The following is a 26,162-nucleotide window of genomic DNA, read 5'->3' on the forward strand; positions in this document are numbered from 1 at the left end:
CGGCTCCGGGACTCCCCTCGTGGTTCACGCGCTCACGCCAGACCGGCGTCGCCCGTCGACGGCCCCGCGGCCATCACGTCGTCGATCCGGTACTGCTGGGCGGCCTTCACGACCACCGCCGGGTCGATCTCGCCGCGCTTGGCCAGCGCGGCCAGCGTCGCGACGATGATCGACTCCTTGTCGACCAGGAAGTGCCTGCGCGCGGCCGGGCGGGTGTCGGAGAAGCCGAACCCGTCGGTGCCGAGCGTGTGCATGTCCGTCGGCACGTACGGGCGGATGAGGTCCGGAACGGCCTTCATCCAGTCCGACACGGCGATCACGGGCCCAGTGGACTCGGAGAGCACCTTCGTCACGTACGGGACGCCGGGCTCGTTCTCCGGGTGCAGCAGGTTCTCCCGCTCGACCTCCACCGCTTCGCGGCGCAGCTCCGAGTACGAGGTCGCGGACCACACGTCGGCCCGCACACCCCACTCCTCGGCGAGGACGCGCTGGGCGTCGATCGCCCACGGCATCGCCACACCGGACGCCAGGAGCTGCGCGCGGGGGCCTTCGCCCTCCGGCGCCGCCTGGTACCGGTACAGGCCGCGCAGCAGGCCCTCGACGTCGAGGCCCTCCGGCTCCGCGGGCTGCTGGTACGGCTCGTTGTAGACGGTCATGTAGTAGAAGATGTTCTCGGCGTCCTCGCCGTACATCCGCCGCAGGCCGTCCCGCACGATGTGGCCCACCTCGAACGACCACGCGGGGTCGTACGCGACCACGGCGGGGTTCGTGTGCGCCAGCAGCAGCGAGTGGCCGTCCGCGTGCTGGAGGCCCTCACCGGTCAACGTCGTGCGGCCCGCGGTGGCGCCGAGCACGAAGCCCCGCGCCATCTGGTCCGCCGCGGCCCACAGGCCGTCACCAGTGCGCTGGAACCCGAACATCGAGTAGAAGATGTAGATCGGGATCATCGGCTCGCCCTGCGTGGCGTAGGACGTGCCCACGGCCGTGAAGGACGCCGTCGACCCGGCCTCGTTGATGCCCTCGTGCAGGATCTGGCCCTGTTCGGACTCCTTGTACGCGAGCATCAGCTCGGCGTCCACGGAGGTGTACATCTGCCCGTTGGGGTTGTAGATCTTCTGCGACGGGAACATCGAGTCCATGCCGAAGGTCCGCGCCTCGTCCGGGATGATCGGCACGATCCGCTTGCCGATCTCCGGGTCCTTCGCCAGGTCGCGCACCAGCCGCACGAACGCCATGGTCGTGGCGACCTGCTGCTTGCCCGAGCCGCGCTTGAGGACGTCGTAGACCTTGTCGTCCGGCAGCTTCAGCGCCTTCGCCGGGGTCCGCCGCTCCGGGACGAACCCGCCGAGCTGCTTGCGCCGCTCCAGCAGGTACTGGATCTCCGGGGAGTCCGGGCCGGGGTGGTAGTACGGCGGCAGGTACGGGTCCTTCTCGAGCTGCTCGTCCGTGATCGGGATGCGCAGGCTGTCGCGGAACATCTTCAAGTCCGCGAGGGTCATCTTCTTCATCTGGTGCGTGGCGTTGCGTGCCGCGAAGTGCGGGCCCAGGCCGTAGCCCTTGATGGTCTTGGCGAGGATGACCGTCGGCTGGCCGTGGTGCTCGACGGCCGCCTTGTACGCCGCGTAGACCTTGCGGTAGTCGTGGCCGCCGCGCTTGAGGTTCCACACCTCGTCGTCGGTCATCGGCGCGACCAGCTCCTTCGTCCGCGGGTCGCGGCCGAAGAAGTGCTCCTTGACGTACGCGCCGTCGTTGGCCTTGTACGTCTGGTAGTCGCCGTCGGGCGTGGTGTTCATCAGGTTCACCAGCGCGCCGTCGCGGTCCGCGTGCAGCAGCGAGTCCCACTCGCGGCCCCAGACGACCTTGATGACGTTCCAGCCCGCGCCGCGGAAGAACGACTCCAGCTCCTGGATGATCTTGCCGTTGCCGCGCACCGGCCCGTCGAGGCGCTGGAGGTTGCAGTTGACCACGAACGTCAGGTTGTCGAGCTGCTCGTTCGCCGCGAGCTGGAGCAGGCCGCGCGACTCCGGCTCGTCCATCTCGCCGTCGCCGAGGAACGCCCACACGTGCTGGTCCGACGTGTCCCGGAAGCCGCGGTCGGACAGGTAGCGGTTGAACCGCGCCTGGTAGATCGCGTTCATCGGGCCGAGGCCCATGGACACGGTGGGGAACTCCCAGAAGCCGGGCATCAGCCGCGGGTGCGGGTACGACGGCAGGCCCTTGCCGAGACCGCCGTGCGAGTACTCCTGGCGGAACCCGTCGAGCTGGTCCTCCGACAGGCGGCCTTCGAGGAACGCGCGGGCGTAGACGCCGGGCGACGCGTGGCCCTGGATGAAGACCTGGTCGCCGCCGCCGGGGTGGTCCTTGCCGCGGAAGAAGTGGTTGAAACCGACCTCGTAGAGGCTCGCGGAGGACGCGTACGTCGAGATGTGACCACCGACACCCACGCCGGGTCGCTGCGCGCGGTGCACCGTCATGGCCGCGTTCCAGCGGATCCACGCCCGGTACCGGCGCTCGACCTCCTCGTCACCGGGGAACCACGGCTCCCGCTCGGTGGGGATCGAGTTCACGTAGTCGGTGCTGGTCAGGGACGGGATGCCGACGCCGCCCTCACGGGCTTTCTCCAGGAGTCGGAGCATGAGGTAACGGGCACGCTGCTGGCCGCCACCCTTGAGCGCGGCGTCGAACGACTCCAGCCACTCCGCCGTTTCGTCCGGATCGATGTCCGGCAGGTGTGCGGCGAGACCGTCACGGATGACACGCACCCGTTCGGGGGCGGTGCCGTTGTTCTGCGGGGCCAAGGGTTCTCCTCGCCAGGGTTGCAGCCGACTTCTGCCGGCGTTCACTGCGGGTTCAGGCGGTTTGCCTGTCCATGATTCCTCATCAGCGCCCGTGGGACACCCCAGAGGACCCCCTACCGACCAGTAGTTCTGGATCGTGTCCCTCGCGCGCGCGGTATGAGGTGTGTTCAGTGTGCGTCATCCGGTCGGGTGACAGTTCAGGGGGGTCGGATTGCGGCGTGTCATGAGGTCAACGGTTGCGCGGAGGCCGTCTGTCAGTGTTCGCTAGCCGCGACAGGTGTTGATACATCGCGCGGCAGTCGAGTCGACTGCCGCTCTTGCGTAGTTGGAGGAGTGGAAGCCGTGGTCGCCGCGGGAGACGCCGACAAGGGCGGTGTCGCCGACAAGCTCGGGATTGCACCGGGCCAGGCAGTTCAGGAGATCGGCTGGGACGAGGACGTTGACGACGACGTTCGTGCCGCCATCGAGGAGAGGATCGGCAGCGATCTCCTCGACGAGGACGCGGACGATGTTGTCGACGTGGTCCTGTTGTGGTGGCGGGACGGTGACGGTGATCTGGTCGACGACCTGATCAACGCGACCGGTCCGCTGGCCGAGAACGGCGTGGTGTGGGTGTTGACGCCCAAGACCGGACGCCCTGGACACGTCGAGCCGAGTGAGATCGCCGAAGCGGTGCCGACCGCAGGGCTGTCCCAGACGTCCAACATCACCGTCGCCGAGGACTGGTCGGGCACGAGGCTCGTGCGCCCCAGTTCGGCGAAGGTCAAGCGCTGATCGAAGGCTGAGCACGGGCACCCCGGGACGTACGGGGGCCTGTGCTCACGCCTTTGGGGAGACCGTGCAAGCCCCCGACTTCACCCTCAGGGACAGCAACAACCAGGTTGTGACGCTGTCGTCCTACCGGGGCACCAGCGCGGTGCTGCTGGTGTTCTACCCGTACGCGTTCAGCCGCACCTGCCAAGGTGAGCTGGACGAGCTGCGGGACGGGCTGGAGGTGTACTCGGCGGCCGGTGTGGCGGTGCTGGGGATCTCGGTGGACACGCCGTACAGCCTCAAGGCGTGGTCCCACGACCGCGGCTACCGGTTCCCGCTGCTGTCGGACTTCTGGCCGCACGGCGCCGTCGCACGGGCGTACGGCACGTTCGACCAGGCCAAGGGCATGGCCAACCGCGGGACGTTCCTCGTGGACGTCGCCGGGGAGATCCGGTACGCCCAGGTGAACGAACCCGGCGAACCACGGGACCAGACGGCATGGCACCATGCGGTGGCCGCACTGACGGCCGACTGAGGGCGTGTAGCTCAGCGGAAGAGCACTCGGTTTACACCCGAGCGGTCGCAGGTTCGAACCCTGCCGCGCCCACCCGCGATGGGCGAGGTGTGTTCGCGGATAGCGCGGACCGCCTCGCTCCTGATGTGTTTCCCAGGGGCGCCACTCCCGGTCCTCGCCCGGTTGGCTTCGCCCCCGTGGTGGTCGCCTTGGGCGGGTGCTTCGGGTCAGCGGCCTGCGATTTGGTCGGCCAAGCGCTTGGCCTCGGGGAGGGTGAAGGCGCCGGAGATCTGTGTGGTGCCGCCGAGGATCGGTTCGTTGATGGTCGGGGCGGAGATCGTTGTCGTGTTGAAGACCAGGGCCACCTGTTCTTGGACGTTGGCGGTGGTGAAGTCGGCCCACACCTTCGTGCCCTGGTCCGTGAACTTCAGGGTGATGACGCTTCCGGCACCCTGCTGGTCGACGCTCGCCACGGAGCTGCTGACCTGGGTGTTGTCGAGGAACACCGGGCCGAGCACGTACTTCTCGGTGTTGTCCTGGTTGCAGGTGATGAGCGGTAGCGCCGGATCGTCCTCGCCGGTCAGAGGGTCCGTCGCCGGGCATTCGTAGGCCTGGAGGACGACCTGGTAGGCCGGGTCGTCGCGGTTCGACAAATCGGCGCCTTGGCGGGTCTTCTTCTCGTCGGCGATCTCCCGCAGGCGTTCCGGGGTGGTCGCCTTCGTCGGTTCCACCTGTTGTCGTCCGGTCGGGCGGTTCTGGGCCGTGGTCGCGAGCACCGGGCGGAAGCGGAGTTTGGGGGCGCCGGTCGCGGACAACTGCCCGGCGGGATCGACCTGTGCGGACGGGTCGGGGGACTGGTGGCCGCCGAGTTGGGTCGTGCACGCGGTGAGGGCCGCCGCGAGCACGACGCTCGCGGCGGCGCGGGGGAGGGATCGGGTCATTGCCTGCCTCTCGCGCGACGGGTGTTCGGGCGATCATCGCGCGCGAGGTGGGCCGTCAGCGGTCGAACTCCGGAATCAGCGTGCTGAACAGCTCGATCGACCTCATCACCTGCTCGTGCGGCAGAGCGCCCACCTGGTGGAAGCTCATCAGCCGGTCGATCCCCAGTTCTTCGTAGACCCGCAGCTTCTTGCGGCACGTGTCCGGGCTACCCACGATCAGCGAGTCCTGCGCGTTCAGGGCTTCGAACACCTCCTCGTCGTCCACGTCCTCGCCCTGGAGGATCCGGCCGATCACCAACTGCGCCTCGTTGGGTCCGAGCACGGCCGCCGCCTCGGCCCGCAGGAAGTCGCCCGTGAGTCCGCCCCCGGAAGGATCGGCGAGCACCTCCTGCTGGCGTGCCAGCTCGGTCACGAACGCGTCGGCGGCCTCGAAGAAGCGCAACGCCCGAACGGTGTACCAGGCCGCAGCGGCGGCGGCGCCGTTGCGCATGGCTTCGGCGTCGGTCGGGGCGCAGTGGACGAACGTGAAGAACGCGACCTGGTTGTTGACGAAGGCGCCGACAGGGGACTCGCACGTCGACGCCGCGGAGCGGTACAGCTCGACCATCCGCTCGACCCGTTCCAGCGACTCCCAGATCGTGGTGCCGAGTACGCCGACGCCGCGGCGGCCCGCCTCCTCGAAGGACGACGGGCTGGTGGCGGCCTGCCAGAGCGGTGGGTGCGGGGACTGGAACGGGGACGGGATTATCGGTACGTCGGAGATCCGGTAATTGTTGGAGGAGTGGGAGAAGCGGTCCTCGGTCCACATGCGAGGGATCATGTCGAACGCGTCGGAGGCCTGGTCGCGTACCTCGGCGGGGTCGGTGTTGAACAGGCGCCACTCGGGTGTGGTCGAGCGGGTCAGGCCGAGTTCCACGCGGCCGCCGCTGAGGTGGTCGAGCCACGCTGCTCGTTCGGCGACGCGGATCGGGTGGTTGAACCTGGACGGGGCGAGGACGGCCGAGTGGCCCAGGCGGATGCGGGAGGTGCGCTGGGACAGCGCTGCCAACAGCATTTCCGGGGCCGAGGACAGGCTGAACTCCTCGGCGCCGTGGTGCTCGACCTGCCACCAGCAGCCGTACCCGGTCCGATCGGCCAACTCGGCCTGTTCGATGGCTTGGAGGATCCTGGTGTGCTCGTGGCCTTCCGCCCACGGTCGCGGGTCCTGGATCTCGTTGAAGATGTCGAGTTTCACTCAGGTTGCTCCCGTCATCGGTCCTGGTCGGAAGCTAACCGGGCGCCTGGTCCTCCGGCAGGGGCCGTTCAGGGAGAACTCGGTGTTCCACCAACTGGTACGCGGTTGATCAACATGGGCCGTTCGGGCTCTGTACGGAAGTCCAATTCGGACGTAACTTCTCCCCATGGCGCCGAGGACGGTCACGATGGTGATTGGTCTCGCATTCCTGCTCGCCGGCCTGCTGATCATGTTCGTGCCGATGTCGTCGGACACCCCCGGCGGTTCGCCCGTGTCGTGCGGCAACGCGCTGGGCATCGGCTTCGACGCGGTCGCGGTCGAGAAGATCGATCCGACGTTCGTCGGGATCTGCGGGCGGCTGCGGAGCGAGCGGATGGGTTGGGCCCTGCCGATGGCGATCGGTGGTGGCGTGCTGCTGGCCGTGGGTGGGCTGGTGGGCAGACGTCGCTCCCGCCACTAGCTACTCGTTGGTAGCGTCTCGTCCATGACGTGGATGCTGTACGGCGCCAACGGGTACACCGGTGAGCTGATCGCGGAACTGGCCGTGCGCCGGGGGCAGCGGCCGGTGCTGGCCGGGCGGTCCGCGGTGAAGGTCGCGGCCGTGGCGGAACGGCTGGGGCTGGAGCACGTGGTGTTCGAGCTCGCGGACGCGGCGGAGAACCTGCGGGACACCGCCGTCGTCGTGCACTGCGCGGGCCCGTTCTCCACGACGTCGCGGCCGGTGGTGGACGCCTGCCTGGCCTCCGGGACGCACTACGTCGACATCACCGGTGAGATCGACGTGTTCGAGGCCGTCGCGAGCCGTGACGTCGAGGCGAAGGCGGCCGGGGTGGCGCTGGTGCCCGGCGCGGGCTTCGACGTGGTGCCGACCGACTGCCTGGCGGCGCTGCTCAAGGCCGAACTGCCCGGCGCGACGCACCTGGACCTCGCGTTCTTGGCGGGCGGCGGCGCGAGCCCCGGAACGTCGAAGACGTCCGTCGAGGGCAGCGCGTCCGGTGGTCGGGCCCGCGTCGACGGCGAGCTGCGGAACGTCCGCATCGGCCACCGCAGGCGCAGCGCGGCGTTCCGGTCGGGCGCGCACGACGTCGGGTCGATCCCGTGGGGCGACGTGAGCACCGCCTACCGGTCGACGGGCATCCCCAACATCACCACGTTCACCGACGTGCCGGGCCTCACCGGGCAGTTGCAGGCGATCTTCGGGCCGCTGCTGCGCACCTCGCTGGTGCAGCGCCTCGGCAAGGCCGTGGCCCAGCGGATCTCCGGGCCGAACGAGCGCGCGCGGGGCAAGAGCCGGTCGGAGTTCTGGGGTGAGGTGTCCGACGTCGACGGGCACACGGTGTCGATCGCCATGACCGGGCCGAACGGCTACGACCTCACGGCCGACGCCGTCCTGCGCGCGGTGGACCTGCTGCTCGTCGGCGGTGTGCCCGCGGGCGCGCACACGCCGTCCAGCGCGTTCGGCGCGGACTTCGTGCGCACGCTCGACGGCGTCACGATCGACGAGCCGGTCCGGACGTAGCCGTGCCCCGACGCGGACGCCGGGGCACGGGACGCTAGCGGGGGGCGAGCAGCGAGCTGGCCTCCTGGGCCGCGGAGCCCGCTTGGAGCAGGTGCTGGAGGTTCTCCGGCAGGGTCTCGCCGCGCTTCTCCACGGCGGTCGCGTACAGCCTGCCCGCGCGGTAGGACGAGCGCACGAGCGGTCCGGCCATCACGCCGGAGAAGCCCATGGCCTTGGCGTCGTCCGAGTGCGCGACGAACTCCTCGGGCTTCACCCAGCGCTCGACCGGGTGGTGCCGCGGCGAGGGCCGCAGGTACTGGGTGATCGTGATGATCTCGCAGCCCGCCTCGTGCAGGTCGCGCAGCGCCTCGGTGACCTCCTCCGGCGTCTCACCCATGCCGAGGATCAGGTTCGACTTGGTGACCAGGCCGTACTCGCGGGCCTTGGTGATCACCTCGAGGGACCGCTCGTAGCGGAACGCGGGCCGGATGCGCTTGAAGATCCGCGGCACGGTCTCCAGGTTGTGCGCGAGCACCTCGGGGCGCGAGGCGAACACCTCGGCGAGCTGCTCGGGGACCGCGTTGAAGTCCGGGATCAGCAGCTCGACGCCGGTGCCGGGGTTCATCGCGTGGATCTGGTTGACGGTCTCCGCGTACAGCCACGCGCCGCCGTCCTCCAGGTCGTCACGGGCGACGCCCGTCACGGTGGAGTAGCGCAGGCCCATCGCCTGGACCGACTCGGCGACCCGGCGGGGCTCGTCGCGGTCGAGGTCGGAGGGCTTGCCGGTGTCGATCTGGCAGAAGTCGCAGCGGCGGGTGCACTGCTCGCCGCCGATGAGGAAGGTGGCCTCGCGGTCTTCCCAGCACTCGTAGATGTTGGGGCAGCCGGCCTCTTCGCAGACCGTGTGCAGCCCTTCGCGTTTGACGAGGCCCTTGAGCTCCCGGAACTCGGGGCCCATCTTGGCCTTCGTCTTGATCCACGACGGCTTCTTCTCGATCGGCGTCTGGCTGTTGCGCACCTCAAGCCGCAGCAGCTTCCGACCCTCTGGTACCACAGTCACAGCCGTCACCCTACGCTCCGCGCGCGCGTGTCCGGGGTCACGCCGGATCCGGGTTGATGCCGGTGAGCGTGGCCGTGAGGTCCCACAGCCGGTCGGCCGTGACCTCGTCCCGCGCGGCCTTGGACCGCGCGGCGGGCTTCGGGTGGCCGCGGGTCTCGCCGAGCTTGTCGGGCCCGTAGTAGTCGTTCTGCCGCACGCCGGGCGCGGTGGCCGCGTGGAGCTGCGGCAACGCGCCCTTCTCGACGCTCTGCGTGCCCACCGCGTCCCACGCCCGCACGATCCCGCCGAGCAGGGCGCTGCTGTGCGACTTGGCGTGGTTGACGCCGAGGTTCGTGGCGGTCAGGCCGGGGTGGGCTGCGACGGAGGTCACGTCGAGGCCCGCGGCCGCCAGGTGCCTGGCCAGGGCGTTCGCGAACAGCAGGTTCGCCAGCTTCGACTGGCCGTACGCGGGCCACGCGGAGTAGCGGCGGGCCTCGAAGTTGGGGTCGGCGACCTGGAAGCCGCCCATCTTGTGGCCGAGGCTCGACAGCGTCACGACCCGCGCCCCCGGCCGGGTGCGCAGCGCGGGCATCAGCAGCCACGTGAGGGCGGCGTGCCCGAGGTGGTTGGTGCCGAACTGGGTCTCGAAGTGGTCGACGGTCCAGCCCCGCGGGGTGGCCATCACGCCCGCGTTGTTCATCAGCACGTCGACCGCGTCACCGGTCCGCTCGCGGACGTCCGCGGCGGCCGCGCGCACCGACGCCAGGTCGGCCAGGTCCAGCGCCACGAGCTCGGCCTCGCCGTTCGCCCGGACCCGCCGGAGCGCGTCGGCCCCGCGTTCGGGGGAGCGGCACGCCATCAGCACCCGCGCGCCCCTGGCGGCGAGCACCTCGGCCGAGCGCAGGCCCAGCCCGGAGTTCGCGCCGGTGATGACCACCGTGCGGCCGGTCTGGTCGGGGATGTCGGCTTCGGTCCACATGCGTCCACCTAACCAAGGTTGTTCAGGCGCGGCTGAGCAGCCTGTTCCGGGACGTTCGCGCGGCGGGCTCCGATCGGATCAGCGCGAGGAACGCGGCGCCGATCCGGGAGACCTCGGGCGCGGGTTCGGACATCTCGGCGAGGCCGGAGGTCAGCGCCAGCAGGCGCTCCTCGCGCTCGACGGCTTCGGGGTCGCGCAGGTGGGCGTCCAGCACACCGCGCAGCGCGGGCTGCTCGGCGGCGAGCGCGCGCCAGGTCGTCTGCACGGCGGCGACGCGGTCGTCGTTGTCGGCCAGAGCGACGCCCAGGCGGCCGGTGAGCTGCTGGAGCCAGCGGTGGTGCAGCGCGAGCAGCAGGTCGTCGGCGTTCTCGAACGCCGTGCGGTCGAACTCCAGCGGACCCGCCGGGTCGCGGCGGAGCACGGCGTCCAGGGCGTCGCGCCGTCGGTAGAAGTCGTTCCAGCCCATCGTCACGCCTCCTCGTGTGGGTGACCGTGGTCGTACTCGCGGTTTTTCGCATACCGCCGGTATGACCCGATGAGGCGAACATACCACCGGTACGTACCGGCGGTATGTCGTACGGTTGTGAGCGTGGTGACAACGGGGTCCAGGCGGGTCGAGTACTCGGAGTCCACGCGGCAGGCGCTCGTGGACAACGCGGTGGAGCTGTTCACCAAGCGCGGGTACGCGGGCACGTCGCTCGACGAGGTCACCAAGCGCGCCAGGGTGACCAAGGGCGCGCTCTACCACCACTTCAGCGGCAAGCAGGCCCTGTTCGAAGCGGCCTTCGACGCCGTGGAGAACAAGTTCATGCGCCGCCTGTCGGAGATCGTCTCCGCCCCCGGCGACCCGTGGGAGACCGCCATCGCGGGCCTGCGCGCCTACGTCCGCGTCTGCCTGGAACCCTCCTACCAGCGGATCGTCATCCACGAGGCCCCGGTCGTGATGGGCTGGGAACGCTGGCGCGAGGCCGAGGAGCACTTCAGCTACGGCCTGCTGCGCACCGCGATCGAGCTGCTGGTCGACGCGGGCGAGATCGAGGACATGCCGGTCGAGACCACCAGCAGGCTGCTGTTCGGCGCGCTCTCGGCGGGCGCCAGCACGATCGCGGCGGCGTCGGACCCGAAGAAGGCCAGCGCCGAGGTCGAGTGGACCATCGTGCGCGTGGTCGAGGGCCTGCGGGTGCGCGACGGCGAGCCGGTGCCGATCCCGGTCCGTGGACGCCCCCGGTCCCGACGGCACTAGGTCGCCCGGCGCCACTACTTTGGGGCCGTGGAACTCCGGATCTTCACCGAGCCCCAGCAAGGGGCGACCTACGACGACCTGCTGCGCGTCGCGCGGACCGCGGAGGACGCGGGCTACGACGCCTTCTTCCGCTCCGACCACTACCTGAAGATGGGCGGCGGCGACGGGCTGCCCGGCCCGACGGACGCCTGGACGACACTGGCCGGTCTGGCCCGCGAGACGTCCCGCATCCGGCTCGGCACGCTGATGACGGCCGCCACGTTCCGGCACCCCGGTCCGCTCGCGATCACCGTCGCGCAGGTGGACCAGATGTCCGGCGGCCGGGTCGAGTTCGGCTTCGGCGCTGGCTGGTTCGAGGCCGAGCACAACGCCTACGGCATCCCGTTCCCGTCCGTCGCCGAGCGCTTCGACCGCTACGCCGAGCAACTGGAGGTCATCACCGGCCTCTGGGCCGCCGACGGCCCGTACTCCTTCGAGGGCGAGCACTACCGGCTCGTCGACTCGCCCGCACTGCCCAAGCCCATCCAGTCGCCCGTGCCCGTGCTGGTCGGCGGAGTCGGCGCCAAGCGCACCCCCGCGCTGGCGGCCCGGTTCGCCACCGAGTTCAACCTGCCGTTCCAGGACTACACCACGGCGATCCGGCAGTTCGACCGCGTCGCCGCCGCGTGCGCCGACATCGGCCGCGACTCGGCTGAGCTGACCCGGTCCGTCGCGCTGGTCCTGTGCGTCGGGCGCGACGACGCCGAGGTGGCGGCGCGGGCCGCGAAGATCGGCCGCGAAGTCGACGAGCTGCGCGCCAACGGGATCGCGGGCACGCCAGCCGAGGCCGTCGAACGGCTGTCGGAGTGGCGGGAGAGGACCGGCGTCAGCCGCGTCTACCTCCAGGTGCTCGACCTGGCCGACCTGGACCAGATCGAGCTCGTGGCCGCAGAGGTGGCCCCGAAGCTGGCTTGAAGGGCGCTTTGAGATTCCTCCAAGGTCCGGTCCCTAGCGTTGATCACGCTGGTGGACCGGATCATGGGGGGAACACGTGCGGAACACGACCAAGCTCGGCTCGGCCCTGGTGGGGATGACCGTCCTGGTAGTGCTCGCCGCACCCGCGACCGCCGAGGAGGACGCCCCGCGGAGCGTCGGCGGTCCCGCCGTCCCGCAGCAGGCCGGTCCCGACGGCAAGCTGATCCCGCAAACCCCGCAGGAGCGCCCGGACACCCCCTACCTGCCGGGTGTCGCCGAGGGCTTCTCGCGCGGCGCTGACGGCGTGGTGCTGCACACGTTCGCCACCGGCGCGGGCTGGACGCCGTGGACGCCGATCGGGGACCGACCCGTGGTCGGCACGCCGAGCGGCGTGCACCAGCCGGCCACCCGGTCCACCGAGGTGTTCGCGCGGGACACCGAGGGCAGGCTCGTGCACGCCGACAACGCGGGCGAGGGCTGGTCCGAGTGGTCGGTCATCGGCGACCGGCGGCTCGCGGGCGACCCGCTGGCCGTCCACCAGCCGAACACCGGCACGACCGAGGTGTTCGCGCGCGGCGTCGACGGCAGGCTGATCCACACCGACGACTCCGCGGGGGAGTGGTCGGAGTGGACGGTCATCGGCGACTGGACGGTCACCGGACCGCTGACGCCGGTGAAGGACGCGCGCACCGACGTCACCGAGGTGACCGCCCGCACGACCGACGGCCGCGTCCTCCGGGTGGAGAACGCGGCGGCCGGCTGGGCGATCTGGTCGGTGAGCTAGTTGCCCGCGCTCTCGTACCGGCGCAGGCCCCTGGAGAACACCACGAGCGCGACCGCCACGCAGTAGACGGCGACGAGCGGGGTCAGCAGGCCGAGCCACGGGGTCGACCCCGCGTCCATCAGGAAGCTGATCGGGAACGTGCTGATGAAGGCGAACGGCACCACGAACCCCAGCGTCGCCTTGAGCGCCAGCGGGTAAATGCTCAGCGGGAAGCGGGCCAGCTCACCGACCTGGTGGACCGCCATGGCGAACATCGGGCTCGGCCCGGAGAGCCAGAACGAGATCGAGTTCGTGGCCAGGTTGATCGCCACCTTGATGAACACCGCCCCGAGGAGCAGCACGACGGCGAGCAGCACCGTGAGCGCCGACCACGCGACGTCCACCCGCGACAGCGCGACGACGAGCATCGCGCCGCCGGTCACGATGTTGGTCAGCCCGTTGATGCCGACCTCCATGCTGGTCACCTGGAGCACCACCGGGTACGGCCGGACCAGCGCGTAGTCCAGCGTGCCCTCGTTGATGGCGATCGACAGCCGCCACGTGCCCTCGAAGAAGAACGAGCCGACGCCCTCGGCGATGGCCATCATCGCGAACATCGCGACCACCGCCCAGAACGACCAGCCGTTGAGCGCCGGGACCTTCGCGAAGACGGCCGACAGGAACACCAGGTTCACGACCTGCATCAGCACGGTCGCGACCGCCATCACCCAGAAGTCCGACTGGTACTCCAGCAGCGCCCGCAGGTGCAGCCCCAGGAACCGGAAGTAGAGCCGGATCACCCTCAGCACCGTCAGCCCCCGTTCACGGTCAGTCGCCGCAGCGCGCCGCGCCACAGCAGTTTCGCGCCGTACCAGAGCAGCACCACCCAGCCGAGCTGCGCGGCGACCAGCAGCGCGGCCTGCGAGCCGTCCACCCGGCCGATCAGGATCAGCCCCGGCGTCGAGGTCATCCCGGCGAACGGCGACCACGTCGCCACCGTCGCCAGCCAGCCCGGCAGGTACGCGAGCGGCACCAGCGCGCCGGAGAACAGGTTCACGATCGCCACCCGCGCCCACTGCACGCCGATGTAGTTCTGCGTCCAGAACGAGGCCAGGCTGGCCAGGTAGACGACGAGGAACTTCAACGGGACGAGCAGCACCACGCTGGTGATGAACAGCGCCAGCTCACCGCCCTCCGGCAGCGGCAGCGGACCGGAGACCGCGACCGTCACGCCCACGACGCCGAGCACGACCAGCGCCTCGATCCACACCGCGCCCAGCGCCTCGGCGAACCGGGCCTCCTGGTACCGCACGGGTTTGACGAGGTCCAGCGCGACGAGTCCGCTGTGGATCCGGAACGACATCCGGAAGTCCGCCAGCAGCCCGACCAGCGCGCCGGAGGCGAACGCCACCAGCAGGTAGCCGCGCATCTGGGGCCAGGTGAAGCCGTTGACCGCCGAGCCGTCCTCCAGCAGCACCCGCCACACCGCCAGCAGCGCCACGAGCTGGAACCCGACCCCGAACAGGCCGAGCGCGAACGACGTCCGGTAGGTCAGCGCGTTCTTCGCCGACGTCCTGGCGAGCGCCCGGTAGGCCCTCACAGCGCGGAGTCGGAGGTCAGCAGGAGGTCGCCGGAGTAGACCCGGCGGATCACGTCCTCGATGCCGGGCTCGTCGATCCGGAAGTCCACGACCGTCGCCACGCCGCTCACCGCGGCCACCGCCTGCCCGGCCGTGAGCGCGAACCGGTCGAAGCGGATCGTGTGCCACAGCGGCGTTTCCCCGGCCGTGACGACCGCGCCGGGCAGCGCGTCGCGCACCACGTCCGACGCCACCCGCTGCTCCGTGCTCACGTGCAGGATGCGTTCGCGGGCGAACTCGTCCTTCACCGCCTCCAGGTCGCCGTCGAACACCAGCCGACCCTCGTCGATGATCACCAGCCGCTTGCAGAAGCCCTCGATGTCGGCCAGGTCGTGGCTCGTGAGCATCACCGTCGTGCCCTCGTCGCGCAGGTCGCGGAAGAACTCGCGCACCCGGTCCTTCACCGCGAGGTCGAGGCCGATGGTCGGCTCGTCGAGGTACACGACGTCCGGCCCGTGGATCAGCGCGGCGGCCAGGTCGGCGCGCATCCGTTGGCCCAGCGACAACTTCCGCCCCGTGACGGCCATCAGCTCGCCGGTGCCGAGCACGTCGTCGAACCGCTTGAGCCGCTTCTCGTAGGTCGCCCTGTCCACGCCGTACAGGTCGCGCAGCACGGCCAGCGAGTCCGCCACCGGCAGGTCCCACCAGAGCTGCGTGCGCTGCCCGAACAGCACGCCGATCCGGTGCGCCACGGCCATCCGCTCGCGCTGCGGCACCATTCCGTCGATGCGCACCTCGCCCGACGTCGGTTCGAGGATGCCGCTGAGCAGCTTCACCGTCGTGGACTTGCCCGCGCCGTTCGGACCGACGTACGCGACGGCCTCACCCGCCTCGATGGACAGGTCGACGCCGTCGACCGCCACCTTCTCCACGTACTTGCGGCTGACCAGGTGCCGCAGCGACCCCGCCAGCCCCGGCGGCTTGTCCGGCCGCCGGAACACCTTCGTCAGCCGACGTGCCTCGACCAGCGCCATTGAGCCCCCAACCCCACCGCCACCCGCCCAGGTAGCGGGGGCGAGAGCGCAGTCTGGGGAAAATCCGCCGCGGCTGTCAAACCCTTATCCCACAGGGAAAAACGTCACCTCAGTTGACCTGCGACGTCCGAAGCGGCGGTCAGCAGGACCAGCACGGGCACGGTGGCGGCGGTCCTCAGCCGGTAGCTGCCGCGCTTGTCCTGCTCCACGACGCCGGAGGACGTGAGCGACTTCAGGTGGTGGTAGAGCTGCCCGGTCGACCCCAGTCCGGCGGCTTCCTGCAACGCCGATCCGGGCTGCGGCCCGTCCACGAGCAGCGAGCGCACGATGCCCACCCGCACGGGGTGGGCCAGCGCGGCGAGCACGTCGATCGGGCCCCGGTCCGGCAGGCCGAGCACGCGCTCGGCCTGCACGTCGATCTGCCAGCGCACCTCGCCGCCGCCCAGCGTGACGAGGCCGCGGTAGCCGATCGAGCCGCCGCCGTCCCCGCTCCGGGGGAGTTCGACGGTCGCGCGCTCGTCACCCTCCAGCGCGGCTACGCGCTCTTCCAGCTCGGCCAGCCTCCGTGCCACGTCCACCGTGGTCATCCTACGACTGAGTCCCGCAGTTCTCGCAGTGCAGCCGGGTCGAGGAGGGCGTTGAGGGTCAGGTCGACCAGTTCGCCCTCCCGGGAGAACAGTTCCAAGGGGACCTCCTCGGTCAGCAGCACCCCGGTGCCGATCCGCCCGTCCTCCCACCGCACGGTGAACGCGAGCGTCAGCACGCCCGGCAGGGCGCCGCCCTTGAACCCGATGGCCTTCACGCCGGGGGGCAGCGAGCCCGCGAAGGCGCGTTCCAGGTGGACTCGGGCGGCGGGGAACTTACCGCCCGCGATGGAGCGGTGGAGGCGGTGCAGGTGCGCCGCGGAGCCGCGCCACGTCTGCCGCGTCCACGGCCGCTGACCGTCGTAGGTGGAGGGGATGTGGGGCAGGCGGCCGATGATCTCCAGTTGGAGCTGGGGGTCGCGCAGGGCCTGTGCCGCGAGCGCGTCGCCCACGCGCTTGCGGTGGGCCGGGTTGGCGGGCGCGCGCTCGGGGAGGATCAGCAGCAGCATCTCGCCGGCGATGGACCGGGTGTCCGCGCCGGGCCAGCCGCAGCGCAGGGCCGCCGCCCGGAGGGTCGCGTCGCCGACACGCGTCCGCACGAAGTCCGAGGCGGCGTTGTCGCTGTGCACCAGGGCGACCTTCACCAGGTCGTCCAGCGGCACGAGCCGGTCGGGGTCGTCGGCGGTGACGCCGTTGGAGAACGGGATCGCCAGATCCGTCAGCGCCCGCTGGTGCGCCCCGCCGTCGAGGCCGAGGTAGTACGCCTCCCAGTCGCCGACGCGCACCTGCTCGTCCGGCCTGGCACGACCCTGCTCGACGGCGAGCGCGTAGCCCGCCGCGTGCACGGCCTTGATCGCCGACGCGAGGACCTGCTCCTGGTGGGGCCGATGGCTCAACCGGCCTCCGCGTCCGTCGTCGAGGACCACTCCGACGTGGTCGCGATTCCCGGCGATCCAGCCGAGCCACCCTTTCGGCTCTGCCGCCGCCTGCCCGGTACCGATCAACATCGAGGCACCGACCACGCCCGTCGCGGTGAGCACCTGTCGTCGGTTCAAGAGCACGACAATTCCCCCTCTAGTTGTCCGTAATTACGGAACTCTAGAGGAACCGGGTCGGCTTGTCAGCCCGTTCGGACGGCGAACGTGATCCCGGCGGCGTTCGGCTCACGGCGTTCCACCACCCGGTCGGTCAGCCGCAGGCTGCCGTCCAGCGCGGCCAGCACGGCATCGCGGGCCATGGGCAGCACCTCGGCAACCGACACGTCCCGATCCAGCTCCTGTGACAAGGAGGCGACACCGGCATCCCTGATACCGCAAGGGATGATGTCGCCGAACGGGGCCAGGTCGGCGTTGCAGTTGATCTCGAAACCGTGCATGGTCACGCCGCGCTGCACGCGGATGCCGATCGCGGCGATCTTGCGCTCCGGACCGCGGTCGTCCGCCGCCAGCCACACGCCGCTGCGCCCGTCCACCCGGCCCGTGCGCACGCCGAGCTGGTCGCACACGTGGATCAGCGCCTGCTCCAGCCTGCGCACGTACTGGACCACGTCCATCGGCTCGGTCAGCTCCACGATGGGATAGCCGACGAGCTGGCCGGGGCCGTGCCAGGTGATCTTCCCGCCGCGGTCGACGTCGATGACCGGGATGGCGCTGTTCACCGGCCGGTCGGCCTCCTCGGTGCGGCGACCGCAGGTGTAGACGGGGGTGTGCTCCAGCAGCAGGAGCGTGTCGCCCGCGGTGCCGTCGGCACGGGCGTTGGCGAGGTCGCGTTGCAGGTCCCAGGCGGCCACGTAGTCGATGGTGCCCAGCTCACGCACGTCGAAGGGGTGGTTCGAGGTGCGGCAGGAGACGTCAGGTCCGGTCACGGTCCGAGATTACTCCCGGTTTCACCAGGCCCAGTGCGAGCCCGGCGAGCAGGCCGACGCCCACGACGCCCGAGACGGCGCCCGCCGTGTCGGTGAACCAGTGCATCCGCAGCACGACCCGGCTCGCCGCCGTCAGCACGACGGCGGTCACCGCCAGCACGACGACCGCGCGCAGCCACCGGTGCGCCAGCCAGGCGCACGCCACGACCGACGTGAACGCCATCGCGGTCACCGCCGTCACGTGCCCGCTCGGGTAGCTCCACTTGGGGAAGTCGATCGGCCGCACCCGTCGGTACGCGTAGCGCAGCAGGACCGTGACCCAGCACAGGCCGAGCAGCACCGCGAAGCGGAACACCAGCGGGTCCTTCGCCAGCCACGCCCGTACGGCCAGCCCCAGCAGCGCGATGGTCGCGAGGCCGGGGCTGAGCACGAAGCTGATCCACTCCGCGGCGAACGTCAGCGGGCGGGTGTGCAGCGGCGGGTAGCCGTTGAGCCGGGCGTCCAGTGCGGGCACCTCGTCGCGCACGACGAAGCCGAGGGCCCCCGAGAGCCCCACCAGGAGCAGGCCGACGAGAGCGACGCGCAGCCTGCTCAACCGTTCACCGCTGCCGACACCGCCGCTCCGAGCGCGGGGTGCAGGAAGTGGAAACCGTTGCGCTCCAACACCTTCGGCATGGCGCGCTGACCCGCCAGCACGCCTTCCTCCGCCAGGTCGCCCAGCACGGCCTTCAGCACGAAGCCGGGCACGATCCACGGCGTCGGCCGGTGGAGCACGTGGCCGACGGTGCGGGTGAACTCGGCGTTCGTCACGGGGCTCGGCGCGGTCAGGTTGATCGGGCCCCGCACCGACTCGTGCTCCACGGCGAAGCGGATCGCGGAGATGGCGTCGTCCAGTGAGATCCACGGCATGTACTGGGTGCCGTCGCCGAGCCTGCCGCCGAGGAAGAACGAGAACAGGGGTTTGATCCGGCCGAACAGGCCGCCCGCCGGCCCGATCACCAGACCGGTGCGGAGCCGCACCACGCGCACGTCGGGGGCCTGGTCGGCGACCGCGGTGGACGCCTCCCACTCGCGGCACAGGTCCGCCAGGAACCCGGTGCCCGGACCGCGGGTCTCGTCCACCACGGCGTCGCCGGTGTCGCCGTAGAACCCGATCGCCGACGCGTTCACCAGCGTCGGCACGCCGTGCTCGACCACGGCGGCGGCCAGCACCTCGGTCGGCACGTTCCGGCTGTCGCGCAGCACCTGCTTGCGGGCGTCGGTCCAGCGCTTGTCCGCCACGCCCGCGCCGCACAGGTTCACCACGGCGTCGACGCCGTCGAGGGCGCCGTCGTCGAGGCGACCGGCGGGCGGGTCCCAGCCCCGCTCGTCGGGCGCCTTCGGTGTGCGCCGCACCAGCCGGAGCACCTCGTGCCCCTCGCCGCGCAGCGCCGCCACCAGGCTGGTTCCGATCATCCCGGATGAACCGGCGATCACGACGCGCATGGGTTGATCGTCTCCCAAGGGTGGGGTTCGTGCACAGCGGGGGGCAATTCTCACAAAACGGACGTGCTTCACGGTGACAAGACAGAGCCCCCCGGCGCGGACACCGCACCGGGGGGCTCGTCGCGAGCGGGATTACAGGCCGAGGTCGGCCTCGAACGCGCCCTCTTCCAGGCGGTTCTTGATGGTGGTGAGGAAACGACCGGCGTCGGCCCCGTCCACCAGGCGGTGGTCGTAGGTCAGCGCCAGGTACGCCATCGAGCGGATGGCGATGTTGTCGTCGCCGTTCTCGTCCGTGATGACCACGGGGCGCTTCTTGACCACGCCGACGCCCAGGATGCCGACCTGCGGCTGCTGGATGATCGGGGTGTCGAAGAGCGCGCCGTTGCTGCCCAGGTTCGTCAGCGAGAAGGTGCCGCCGGACAGCTCGTCCGGGGTGACCTTGTTCGCACGGGTGCGGGCGGCGAGGTCGGCGATGTTGTGCGCCAGACCGGCCAGGTTGAGGTCACCGGCGTTGTGGATGACCGCGTTGAGCAGGCCGCGCTCGGTGTCCACCGCGATGCCGAGGTGCTCGGCGCCGTAGTAGGTGACCTCCTTGGCCTCCTCGTTGATCGAGGCGTTCAGCTTCGGGTGCTGCTTGAGCGCCTCGACCGTGGCCTTCGCGAAGAACGGCAGGAACGTGAGCTTGACGCCCTCGCGCTGCTCGAACGCCGACTTGGCGCGGGTGCGCAACCGGGCGATCTTGGTCACGTCGACCTCGAACACCTGGGTGAGCTGCGCCGACATCTGGAGCGACTCGCGGGTGCGCTGCGCGACGATCTGGCGCAGGCGCGGGAGCTTCTGCGTGCTGCCCCGCAGACCGCTCTGGTCGGCCTTGGCCGGGGCCGCGGCACGGGCGGGAGCGGCGGCGGCCGGAGCCGGGGCGGCGGGCGCGGGAGCCGGGGCCTTCTTGGCCTCGACCGCGGCCAGCACGTCCTGCTTGCGGATGCGGCCACCGACACCGGTGCCCGTCAGCGAGTTCAGGTCGATGCCGTTCTCCGACGCGAGCTTGCGGACCAGCGGCGTCACGTACGGGGTGCCGTTGGACGACTCCTCGGACGCGGCGGCCGGGGCAGGTGCCGACTGGGCCGGAGCGGGCGCGGCGGCGGGCTTCGGAGCCTCCTGCTTGGGGGCCTCCTGCTTCGGGGCTTCCTGCTTCGGCGCCTCGGGAGCGGGCGTCGGCGCGGGGGGCGGTGCGGAGGACTGCGCCGGGGAACCGGAGCCGACGACCGCGAGCTGACCGCCGACCTCGACGGTCGAGTCCTCGGCCGCGGTGATCTCCAGCACGGTGCCCGCCACGGGCGACGGGATCTCGGTGTCGACCTTGTCGGTGGACACCTCCAGCAGCGGCTCGTCGACCTCGACGGAGTCGCCGACCTGCTTCAACCAGCGGGTGACGGTGCCCTCGGTGACGGACTCGCCGAGCGCGGGCATGACGACCGGGGTGCCGCCGCCGGAGCCGCCGGACGGCGCGGGCGCCTCCTGCTGCTCCTGCTCGGGGGCCTCGGCCTGCGGCTCGGGGGCCTGCTCGGGCTCGGGTTCGGGCTCCGGCTGGGCTTCCTCGGAAGGCGTCGCGGTGGGCGCGGTCTGCTCACCGGCGCCGTCGCCGATCACCGCCAGTTCGGCGCCGACCTCGACGGTCTCGTCCTCCTGGGCGACGATCTTCTGCAAGACCCCGGCCGCGGGCGACGGGATCTCGGTGTCGACCTTGTCGGTCGAGACCTCCAGCAAGGGCTCGTCGACCTCGACCCGGTCACCCTCCTGCTTCAACCAGCGGGTGACCGTGCCCTCGGTGACGCTCTCGCCGAGTGCGGGCATTTGGACGGAGAAGGCCATCGTTCGCTGACTCCTCGTGCTTGAGTTGCAGGTTCGGCTGACTTGTTTGCGACGGTCAGCCGTGCACGTGCAGCGGCTTGCCGGCCAAGGCGAGGAAGGCCTCGCCAAGGGCTTCTGTCTGGGTCGGGTGGGCGTGGATCAGCGGAGCCACGTCCTCCGGGAAGGCCTCCCAGCTATAGATGAGCTGGGCCTCGCCGATCAGCTCGCCGACGCGCTCGCCGACGAGGGTGATGCCGACGACCGGACCGTCGGGCGCCTTCACGAGCTTGACGCCACCGGCGGTCTTGAGGATCTGGCTCTTGCCGTTGCCCGCCAGGTCGTAGATGAAGGTCTCGACCGTGCCGTACTTCTCCTTGGCCGCCGCCTCGGAGAGGCCGACCGAGGCGACCTCGGGCTTGCAGTAGGTGACGCGGGGGATGCCCGCCTCGTCGATGACCTTCGGGTTCTGCCCCGCGATCTCCTCGGCGACGAAGATGCCCTGCTGGAAGCCGCGGTGCGCGAGTTGCAGGCCGGGCACGATGTCGCCGACGGCGAACACGTTCGGCAGGTTGGTGCGGAGGCGCTCGTCGGTGATGACGAAACCGCGCTCGGTGGTGACACCGGCCTCCTCGTAGCCGTGGCCCGCGCTGTTCGGGCCGCGGCCGACGGCCACCAGCAGCAGGTCGGCCTCGATGACGTCGCCGGACTCCAGCGACACCGACACGCCGGAGTCGGTCTGGGTGGCGCCGGTGAACCGGACGCCGGTCTTGAACTTGATGCCGCGCTTGCGGAAGGCGCGTTCGAGCTGCTTGGAGGCGTACTCGTCCTCGGCCGGGACCAGTCGCGGCAGCGCCTCGACGATGGTCACCTCGGCGCCGAACGAGCGCCACACGCTGGCGAACTCCACGCCGATGACGCCGCCACCGAGCACGACGACCTTCTCCGGGATGAAGTCCAGGTTGAGCGCCTGGTCGCTGGTGATGACCCGGCCGCCGATCTCCAGACCGGGCAGGCTCTTGGCGTACGAACCGGTCGCGAGGACCACGTTCTTGCCGGTGTAGCGGTCGCCGTTCACCACGACGGTGTTCGGTCCGACGAACGTGCCCGCGCCCTCGACCAGGGTGACCTTGTTGGCCTTGGCCAGACCCTGCAAGCCCTTGTAGAGCTTGCTGATCACGCCGTCCTTGTACGAGTTGACGCCCGCGATGTCGATGCCCTCGAGCGAGCTCTTGATGCCGAACTGGTCGCCCTCGCGGACGTTGTCGGCGACCTCCGCCGCGTGCAGCAGGGCCTTCGTCGGGATGCAGCCGCGGTGCAGGCAGGTCCCCCCGAGCTTGTCCTTCTCGACCAGGACGACGGACAGACCGAGCTCAGCCGCGCGGAACGCGCAGGCGTAGCCGCCTGAGCCGCCGCCGAGGATGACGAGGTCGGCGGAGGTGTCGGTCACTTCGAACTCCTCGACAGTGGTGAACATGCCTTACATCCGCGCGGGTGCGCGCGGGTACTCAAGTCATCTTGTCACTAGCTCGGAGCAAGCGGCGACGGGGCCTCGATCGGGTGTCCCTTCGGGACGATTTGCCGCCTGCTTCACAGGGCTGCCGGCACCATGGGGGTACAGGTCTCGGAGGAGGTGGCCCCGTGGGGCTCTTAGATCGTTTCCGCAGGAAGCCCAAGCCGGGAGTGCTGCGCACCGCGTCGTCGAACGACACCGGGCACCTGGAGGAGTGGGCCGCCGCGCGCCACGGCGTCGAGGCGTTCGTCGAGCCCAAGACGACCGTGACCGAAACAACTGTGGTGCTGGTCGCACACGACGGCGAGTGGACCCGCAGGCGGATCGACGGCACCGACGGGGCGAAGAAGTTCGCCCGGAAACTCGGGATGCCGATTTACGACGCGGGCATCGTGGGTTACCCGCAGCGCATGCGCGATTACACGGCCAGGCAGAAGAAACGACCCAACGCTTCGTAAAGACCGAAATGGGTGGGCCCCCGGCGGGAAACGCGGGAGCCCACCCATTTCCATTACCGAGCGTGACTACCCGTTGGCCGCGATGTCCGCGAGGACGGCCGCCAGGGTGCGGACCGGGACGCCGGTGCTGCCCTTGGTCGTGTACCCGGTGGGGCCGCCGGAGTGCCAGGACGGGCCCGCGATGTCGATGTGGGCCCACTGGACGCCGTCGGTCACGAACTCGCGGAGGAAGATGCCCGCGGCGAGCATGCCGCCCCAGCGGTGGCCCATGACGTTCGCGAGGTCGGCCAGGCGCGAGTCGAGGTCGGCGCGCAGTTCCTCGGGCAGGGGCATGGCCCAGGCGTTCTCGCCCACGGCGCGGCCGGTGGCGGCCACGCGGTCGCGGAACTCGTCGGAGCCCATGACGCCCGCGGTCTTCTTGCCGAGCGCCACGACGGCCGCGCCGGTCAGCGTGGACGTCTCGATCAGGTAGTCCGGGTCGTCCTCGCAGGCGCGCGCGATGGCGTCGGAGAGGATCAGCCTGCCCTCGGCGTCGGTGTTGAGGACCTCGACGGTCTTGCCGCCGTACATGGTCAGCACGTCGCCGGGCCGGTAGGCCGCGCCGGACGGCATGTTCTCCGCCATCGGCACCCACGCGGTGATCTCCAGCGGGTACTTGAGCTTCGCGGCCAGCACGATCGTCGCGACGATCGCGGCGGCGCCGCCCATGTCGGAGGTCATCTCGTCCATGCCCGCGGCGGGCTTGATGGAGATGCCGCCGGTGTCGAACGTGATGCCCTTGCCGATCAGCGCGACCTTCTTCGTCGCCTTCGGGCCGGTGTAGGTCAGGCGCACCAGGCGCGGCGGGCGGGACGAGCCCATGCCGACGCCGAGGATGCCGCCGTAGCCCGCCTTGCGCAGGGCCTTCTCGTCGAGCACCTCGACGTCGAGGCCCGCGGCCTTGCCCAGCGCCGCGGCGCGGTCGGCGAACGACGCCGGGAACAGGTCGTTCGGCGGCGTGTTGACCAGGTCGCGCGTGGTGGTGACGGCCTCGGCGATGGCCGTGGCCGCCTTGAGCGAGGCGCGGTGGTCCTTGAGCGCGCCGGTGGCCGGGACGGCCAGGTCGAGCTTGCCGACCGGGCCGTCGCCCGCCTCGGACTTGTAGGTGGTGAAGCCGTACCCGCCGAGCAGCGTGCCCTCGACGGTCGCGCCGAGGTGGACGGCGGACAGCGTTGTCACGGCGCGCTTGCGGCCCGTCAGCGCGCGGGCGGCCGCACCGGCGGCGCGGCGGACCTGCTCCTCGGTGATGGCGCCGTCGGCGTCCGGCTTGCCGAGGCCGACCGCGATCAGCAGCGGCGCGGCCAGCTTGCCGAGCGTCGGCAGCTTGACGACCTCTTCGGCCTTGCCCTTCGCGCCGACGGTGTCGAGCAGGGCGACCAGCCCGCCCTCGAACGCGGCGTCGACGGCGGCGCCGCCGTCGGCCAGCGCGAGGCCGTCCGGACCCTGGACCGTGCCCAGCACGACGACATCCGCGGCAAGGGTGGTGAGGTCACTGTCAGTAAGCGCCAGCTTCGGCCCTGTCACGTGGTGCTCCTTGGCGATTCCTCCCGGCACTACTTATCTGTGCGGCGGGAACGGGGGTGGATCCTGATGGATGCTAAAGGTCTTCCGACCTCCACTGTCGACGGCACCATCGATTGCGCGGAGTAACAATTAACACGATCGGGGGACCGCCGTCGGCCGGTTACGGTTCCTGCGGGCAATCTGCCAGTGTGTAGTCGTGACGCAATCGCCTCATGGCCGTTCGGCTGTGCCCGCGGCCTTGGTGCTCGGGCTCACCTCGACCACTGGTGCCGGCGTCTTCCTCGGACTCGCCCCCGCCGCCTCGGTGGCGGGCCGGTGGCTCCTCCCGGCCGTCGTGGTCGCGGCGCTGGCCGCGCTGTGCAGCGCCTTCTCGACCGCCGACCAGTCGCGCGCACTCCCCGCGGCGGAGGGCGGCTACGGCTACATCCGCCACCAGCTCGGCCCGTGGCCCGCCCGCCTCGGCGCGAGCGCCTACCTGCTGGGCCGCGCGGGCGTCGCCGCGGCACTGGCAGGCATGGCCGCCGCGTACGCCTTCCCGGAGAACCGGACGCTCGTCGCGCTGCTCGTGCTCGTCTGCGCCGGGGTGCTCGCCGCGACGGGCGTGCGCTGGAGCGGCGCCGTCCTCCTGCTCGTGGGCCTGGTGGTGTTCGCGGTGCTCGCGCTGGTCGTGGTCACCTGCTTCGGCGTGGCACCGCCCCCCGCCCCCGCCGCGCCCCCCGTCGACGAGGGCTTCACGTCGTTCATGGCCGTGGCCGCGATCATGTTCGTCGCCTTCTCCGGCTTCGAGCGGATCACCGCCCCGCTGCGGGGCGACCCCGTGCACTCCGTCCGGACGCTCCGGGTGGCGATCCCGCTGCTCATCGCCCTCACGCTCGGCGTGACCCTCGCCGTCGCCGCCGCCGCGCGGCACCAGCTCGGCTCCGCCCGGCTCGCCCTCTCGCCCGCCCCGCTGCGCGACGCGCTGCTCGCCGCGGACGGCGGCTGGCTCGTGCCGCTCGTCCAGTTCGGCGCGGTCGTCGCGGCGCTGGCGGTGCTCGTCCCCGTCCTCGGCGGCCTCCGGCGCACGCTCGGCGGACTGGCGTCGAACGGCGACCTGCCCGTCCGGCTCGCCCCCACCGCTGGTCGGGCGCCCGCGCTGGACCTGGTGGGCGGCGCGGCCGTCGCCGTCGTGGTGCTGTTCGTCCCACCCGCGACGGCCCTCGCGATCGGCGCGTGCGGCACCCTGTTCTACTACGCGTTCACGAACGCCTCGGCGCGGCTGCTGCTGCACGAGGACCGCACGTGGCCGATGCGCACCGCCTGCGTCGGGCTCGGCCTGTCGGTGCTGCTGGCGATGAGCGCGCCGATCGTGGCTCTGCTCACGACGGCCGTCACCACGCTCGTGGGGGCCGCGCTGCTGGGGCTGGGCGGCTGGATCGGCGCCCGTTCGAGGGTGAAACAGGTCCCGCCGCGGGAAGGTCGGACGTCCGATTCTCGGGATGGCGATTTTCTGAAGCAAGAGTAGGGATTATCGTCTAC

The 26,162-nt window shown here is 70.9% G+C and carries 26 protein-coding genes and 1 tRNA gene; 10 read left to right on the forward strand and 17 right to left on the reverse strand.

Annotation, left to right across the window (positions count from 1 at the left end; translation table 11 throughout):
• Positions 1 to 32: 32 nt before the first annotated feature.
• Positions 33 to 2,798 carry a pyruvate dehydrogenase (acetyl-transferring), homodimeric type gene (gene aceE, locus NZH93_RS06315; protein WP_259621957.1) on the reverse strand — a complete coding sequence of 922 codons (2,766 nt, stop codon included), beginning with the start codon at positions 2,796 to 2,798 and terminating at the stop codon, positions 33 to 35.
• Between the two features lie 342 nt (positions 2,799 to 3,140).
• Between aceE and NZH93_RS06320 the strand changes: the two genes are divergently transcribed.
• From NZH93_RS06320 to NZH93_RS06330, 3 genes are all read left to right on the forward strand, one after another.
• Entirely contained in the window at positions 3,141 to 3,572 is a 432-nt protein-coding gene (locus tag NZH93_RS06320) for a DUF3052 domain-containing protein (RefSeq protein ID WP_259621958.1), read from the forward strand.
• Positions 3,573 to 3,636: 64 nt separating this feature from the next.
• Positions 3,637 to 4,086, forward strand: a complete 450-nt coding sequence (locus NZH93_RS06325; RefSeq protein ID WP_259621959.1) for a peroxiredoxin — start codon at positions 3,637 to 3,639, stop codon at positions 4,084 to 4,086.
• Positions 4,087 to 4,158 (forward strand) — tRNA-Val (locus NZH93_RS06330).
• A gap of 134 nt (positions 4,159 to 4,292) precedes the next feature.
• Here the strand turns inward: NZH93_RS06330 and NZH93_RS06335 are convergent.
• A complete protein-coding gene (locus NZH93_RS06335; protein WP_259621960.1) occupies positions 4,293 to 5,006 on the reverse strand; it encodes a SecDF P1 head subdomain-containing protein in 714 nt (237 codons plus the stop codon).
• A gap of 55 nt (positions 5,007 to 5,061) precedes the next feature.
• Positions 5,062 to 6,240 carry an LLM class flavin-dependent oxidoreductase gene (locus NZH93_RS06340; protein WP_259621961.1) on the reverse strand — a complete coding sequence of 393 codons (1,179 nt, stop codon included), beginning with the start codon at positions 6,238 to 6,240 and terminating at the stop codon, positions 5,062 to 5,064.
• Between the two features lie 166 nt (positions 6,241 to 6,406).
• On the opposite strand from NZH93_RS06340, the gene NZH93_RS06345 reads away from it, so the two are divergent.
• Positions 6,407 to 6,700, forward strand: a complete 294-nt coding sequence (locus NZH93_RS06345) for a hypothetical protein (protein WP_259621962.1) — start codon at positions 6,407 to 6,409, stop codon at positions 6,698 to 6,700.
• A 24-nt stretch (positions 6,701 to 6,724) separates the two neighbouring features.
• Positions 6,725 to 7,759 carry a saccharopine dehydrogenase family protein gene (locus NZH93_RS06350; RefSeq protein WP_259621963.1) on the forward strand — a complete coding sequence of 345 codons (1,035 nt, stop codon included), beginning with the start codon at positions 6,725 to 6,727 and terminating at the stop codon, positions 7,757 to 7,759.
• 34 nt (positions 7,760 to 7,793) lie between these two features.
• Here NZH93_RS06350 and lipA read toward each other — a convergent pair whose 3' ends face one another.
• From lipA to NZH93_RS06365, 3 genes are read right to left on the reverse strand one after another with little or no spacing between them, the layout of a single operon-like run.
• Positions 7,794 to 8,798, reverse strand: coding sequence for a lipoyl synthase (gene lipA / locus NZH93_RS06355; protein WP_259621964.1), 1,005 nt, complete (start codon positions 8,796 to 8,798; stop codon positions 7,794 to 7,796).
• A 37-nt stretch (positions 8,799 to 8,835) separates the two neighbouring features.
• Positions 8,836 to 9,756: an oxidoreductase gene (locus NZH93_RS06360; RefSeq protein ID WP_259621965.1), complete on the reverse strand. Its 921-nt coding sequence runs from the start codon at positions 9,754 to 9,756 to the stop codon at positions 8,836 to 8,838.
• Positions 9,757 to 9,778: 22 nt separating this feature from the next.
• Positions 9,779 to 10,222 carry a hypothetical protein gene (locus tag NZH93_RS06365; RefSeq protein WP_259621966.1) on the reverse strand — a complete coding sequence of 148 codons (444 nt, stop codon included), beginning with the start codon at positions 10,220 to 10,222 and terminating at the stop codon, positions 9,779 to 9,781.
• A gap of 126 nt (positions 10,223 to 10,348) precedes the next feature.
• Here NZH93_RS06365 and NZH93_RS06370 point away from each other — a divergent pair, with 126 nt between their 5' ends.
• The 3 genes from NZH93_RS06370 to NZH93_RS06380 all read left to right on the forward strand — a co-directional run bounded on the left by NZH93_RS06370 (position 10,349) and on the right by NZH93_RS06380 (position 12,737).
• Positions 10,349 to 10,999 carry a TetR/AcrR family transcriptional regulator gene (locus NZH93_RS06370; RefSeq protein WP_259622170.1) on the forward strand — a complete coding sequence of 217 codons (651 nt, stop codon included), beginning with the start codon at positions 10,349 to 10,351 and terminating at the stop codon, positions 10,997 to 10,999.
• 27 nt (positions 11,000 to 11,026) lie between these two features.
• On the forward strand, positions 11,027 to 11,953 hold the full coding sequence (locus tag NZH93_RS06375; protein WP_259621967.1) for an LLM class F420-dependent oxidoreductase: 927 nt from the start codon (positions 11,027 to 11,029) through the stop codon (positions 11,951 to 11,953).
• Positions 11,954 to 12,029: 76 nt separating this feature from the next.
• Complete coding sequence (locus tag NZH93_RS06380) at positions 12,030 to 12,737, forward strand: DUF8189 domain-containing protein (protein WP_259621968.1); 708 nt, start codon at positions 12,030 to 12,032, stop codon at positions 12,735 to 12,737.
• Here NZH93_RS06380 and NZH93_RS06385 read toward each other — a convergent pair.
• The 10 genes from NZH93_RS06385 to lpdA all read right to left on the reverse strand — a co-directional run bounded on the left by NZH93_RS06385 (position 12,734) and on the right by lpdA (position 22,560).
• Complete coding sequence (locus NZH93_RS06385; RefSeq protein ID WP_259621969.1) at positions 12,734 to 13,516, reverse strand: ABC transporter permease; 783 nt, start codon at positions 13,514 to 13,516, stop codon at positions 12,734 to 12,736. The genes NZH93_RS06380 and NZH93_RS06385 overlap by 4 nt on opposite strands.
• Positions 13,517 to 13,527: 11 nt before the next feature.
• Positions 13,528 to 14,316, reverse strand: a complete 789-nt coding sequence (locus tag NZH93_RS06390; protein WP_259621970.1) for an ABC transporter permease — start codon at positions 14,314 to 14,316, stop codon at positions 13,528 to 13,530.
• Entirely contained in the window at positions 14,313 to 15,329 is a 1,017-nt protein-coding gene (locus tag NZH93_RS06395; RefSeq protein ID WP_259621971.1) for an ABC transporter ATP-binding protein, read from the reverse strand. Before NZH93_RS06395 ends, NZH93_RS06390 begins: the two co-directional genes overlap by 4 nt.
• Positions 15,330 to 15,433: 104 nt before the next feature.
• Positions 15,434 to 15,916 carry an ArsR/SmtB family transcription factor gene (locus tag NZH93_RS06400; protein ID WP_259621972.1) on the reverse strand — a complete coding sequence of 161 codons (483 nt, stop codon included), beginning with the start codon at positions 15,914 to 15,916 and terminating at the stop codon, positions 15,434 to 15,436.
• The gene (locus NZH93_RS06405) at positions 15,913 to 16,968 is read right to left on the reverse strand and encodes a serine hydrolase (RefSeq protein ID WP_259621973.1); all 1,056 of its coding nucleotides are present in this window, start codon (positions 16,966 to 16,968) and stop codon (positions 15,913 to 15,915) included. The genes NZH93_RS06400 and NZH93_RS06405 overlap by 4 nt, the downstream gene beginning before the upstream one ends.
• A gap of 65 nt (positions 16,969 to 17,033) precedes the next feature.
• A complete protein-coding gene (lipB, locus tag NZH93_RS06410; protein WP_259621974.1) occupies positions 17,034 to 17,777 on the reverse strand; it encodes a lipoyl(octanoyl) transferase LipB in 744 nt (247 codons plus the stop codon).
• The gene (locus NZH93_RS06415) at positions 17,764 to 18,372 is read right to left on the reverse strand and encodes a phosphatase PAP2 family protein (RefSeq protein ID WP_259621975.1); all 609 of its coding nucleotides are present in this window, start codon (positions 18,370 to 18,372) and stop codon (positions 17,764 to 17,766) included. The genes lipB and NZH93_RS06415 overlap by 14 nt, the downstream gene beginning before the upstream one ends.
• Positions 18,369 to 19,262, reverse strand: coding sequence for a TIGR01777 family oxidoreductase (locus NZH93_RS06420; protein ID WP_259621976.1), 894 nt, complete (start codon positions 19,260 to 19,262; stop codon positions 18,369 to 18,371). The genes NZH93_RS06415 and NZH93_RS06420 overlap by 4 nt, the downstream gene beginning before the upstream one ends.
• Before the next feature lie 132 nt (positions 19,263 to 19,394).
• A complete protein-coding gene (gene sucB, locus NZH93_RS06425) occupies positions 19,395 to 21,134 on the reverse strand; it encodes a 2-oxoglutarate dehydrogenase, E2 component, dihydrolipoamide succinyltransferase (protein ID WP_259621977.1) in 1,740 nt (579 codons plus the stop codon).
• Positions 21,135 to 21,189: 55 nt separating this feature from the next.
• Positions 21,190 to 22,560 (reverse strand): dihydrolipoyl dehydrogenase, encoded by a 1,371-nt coding sequence (gene lpdA / locus NZH93_RS06430; protein WP_259621978.1) that lies wholly within the window; start codon positions 22,558 to 22,560, stop codon positions 21,190 to 21,192.
• A gap of 191 nt (positions 22,561 to 22,751) precedes the next feature.
• Here lpdA and NZH93_RS06435 point away from each other — a divergent pair, with 191 nt between their 5' ends.
• Positions 22,752 to 23,081 carry an oxidoreductase gene (locus NZH93_RS06435; RefSeq protein ID WP_259621979.1) on the forward strand — a complete coding sequence of 110 codons (330 nt, stop codon included), beginning with the start codon at positions 22,752 to 22,754 and terminating at the stop codon, positions 23,079 to 23,081.
• 66 nt (positions 23,082 to 23,147) lie between these two features.
• Here the strand turns inward: NZH93_RS06435 and NZH93_RS06440 are convergent, their stop codons facing one another.
• Entirely contained in the window at positions 23,148 to 24,644 is a 1,497-nt protein-coding gene (locus tag NZH93_RS06440; protein ID WP_259621980.1) for a leucyl aminopeptidase, read from the reverse strand.
• Between the two features lie 226 nt (positions 24,645 to 24,870).
• On the opposite strand from NZH93_RS06440, the gene NZH93_RS06445 reads away from it, so the two are divergent.
• On the forward strand, positions 24,871 to 26,148 hold the full coding sequence (locus NZH93_RS06445) for an amino acid permease (protein ID WP_259621981.1): 1,278 nt from the start codon (positions 24,871 to 24,873) through the stop codon (positions 26,146 to 26,148).
• Positions 26,149 to 26,162: the final 14 nt, after the last annotated feature.

Source organism: Umezawaea endophytica, from assembly GCF_025061645.1.
In the GTDB taxonomy this organism is placed as follows: Bacteria; Actinomycetota; Actinomycetes; order Mycobacteriales; family Pseudonocardiaceae; genus Umezawaea; species Umezawaea endophytica.

Coding starts and splice junctions, on each gene's coding strand:
- NZH93_RS06335 (WP_259621960.1), bottom strand. CDS start 5,006: ATGACCCGATCCCTCCCCCGCGCCGCCGCGAGCGTCGTGCTCGCGGCG.
- NZH93_RS06395 (WP_259621971.1), bottom strand. CDS start 15,329: ATGGCGCTGGTCGAGGCACGTCGGCTGACGAAGGTGTTCCGGCGGCCG.
- sucB (WP_259621977.1), bottom strand. CDS start 21,134: ATGGCCTTCTCCGTCCAAATGCCCGCACTCGGCGAGAGCGTCACCGAG.
- NZH93_RS06345 (WP_259621962.1), top strand. CDS start 6,407: ATGGCGCCGAGGACGGTCACGATGGTGATTGGTCTCGCATTCCTGCTC.
- NZH93_RS06420 (WP_259621976.1), bottom strand. CDS start 19,262: ATGCGCGTCGTGATCGCCGGTTCATCCGGGATGATCGGAACCAGCCTG.
- NZH93_RS06400 (WP_259621972.1), bottom strand. CDS start 15,916: ATGACCACGGTGGACGTGGCACGGAGGCTGGCCGAGCTGGAAGAGCGC.
- NZH93_RS06360 (WP_259621965.1), bottom strand. CDS start 9,756: ATGTGGACCGAAGCCGACATCCCCGACCAGACCGGCCGCACGGTGGTC.
- NZH93_RS06350 (WP_259621963.1), top strand. CDS start 6,725: ATGACGTGGATGCTGTACGGCGCCAACGGGTACACCGGTGAGCTGATC.
- NZH93_RS06365 (WP_259621966.1), bottom strand. CDS start 10,222: ATGGGCTGGAACGACTTCTACCGACGGCGCGACGCCCTGGACGCCGTG.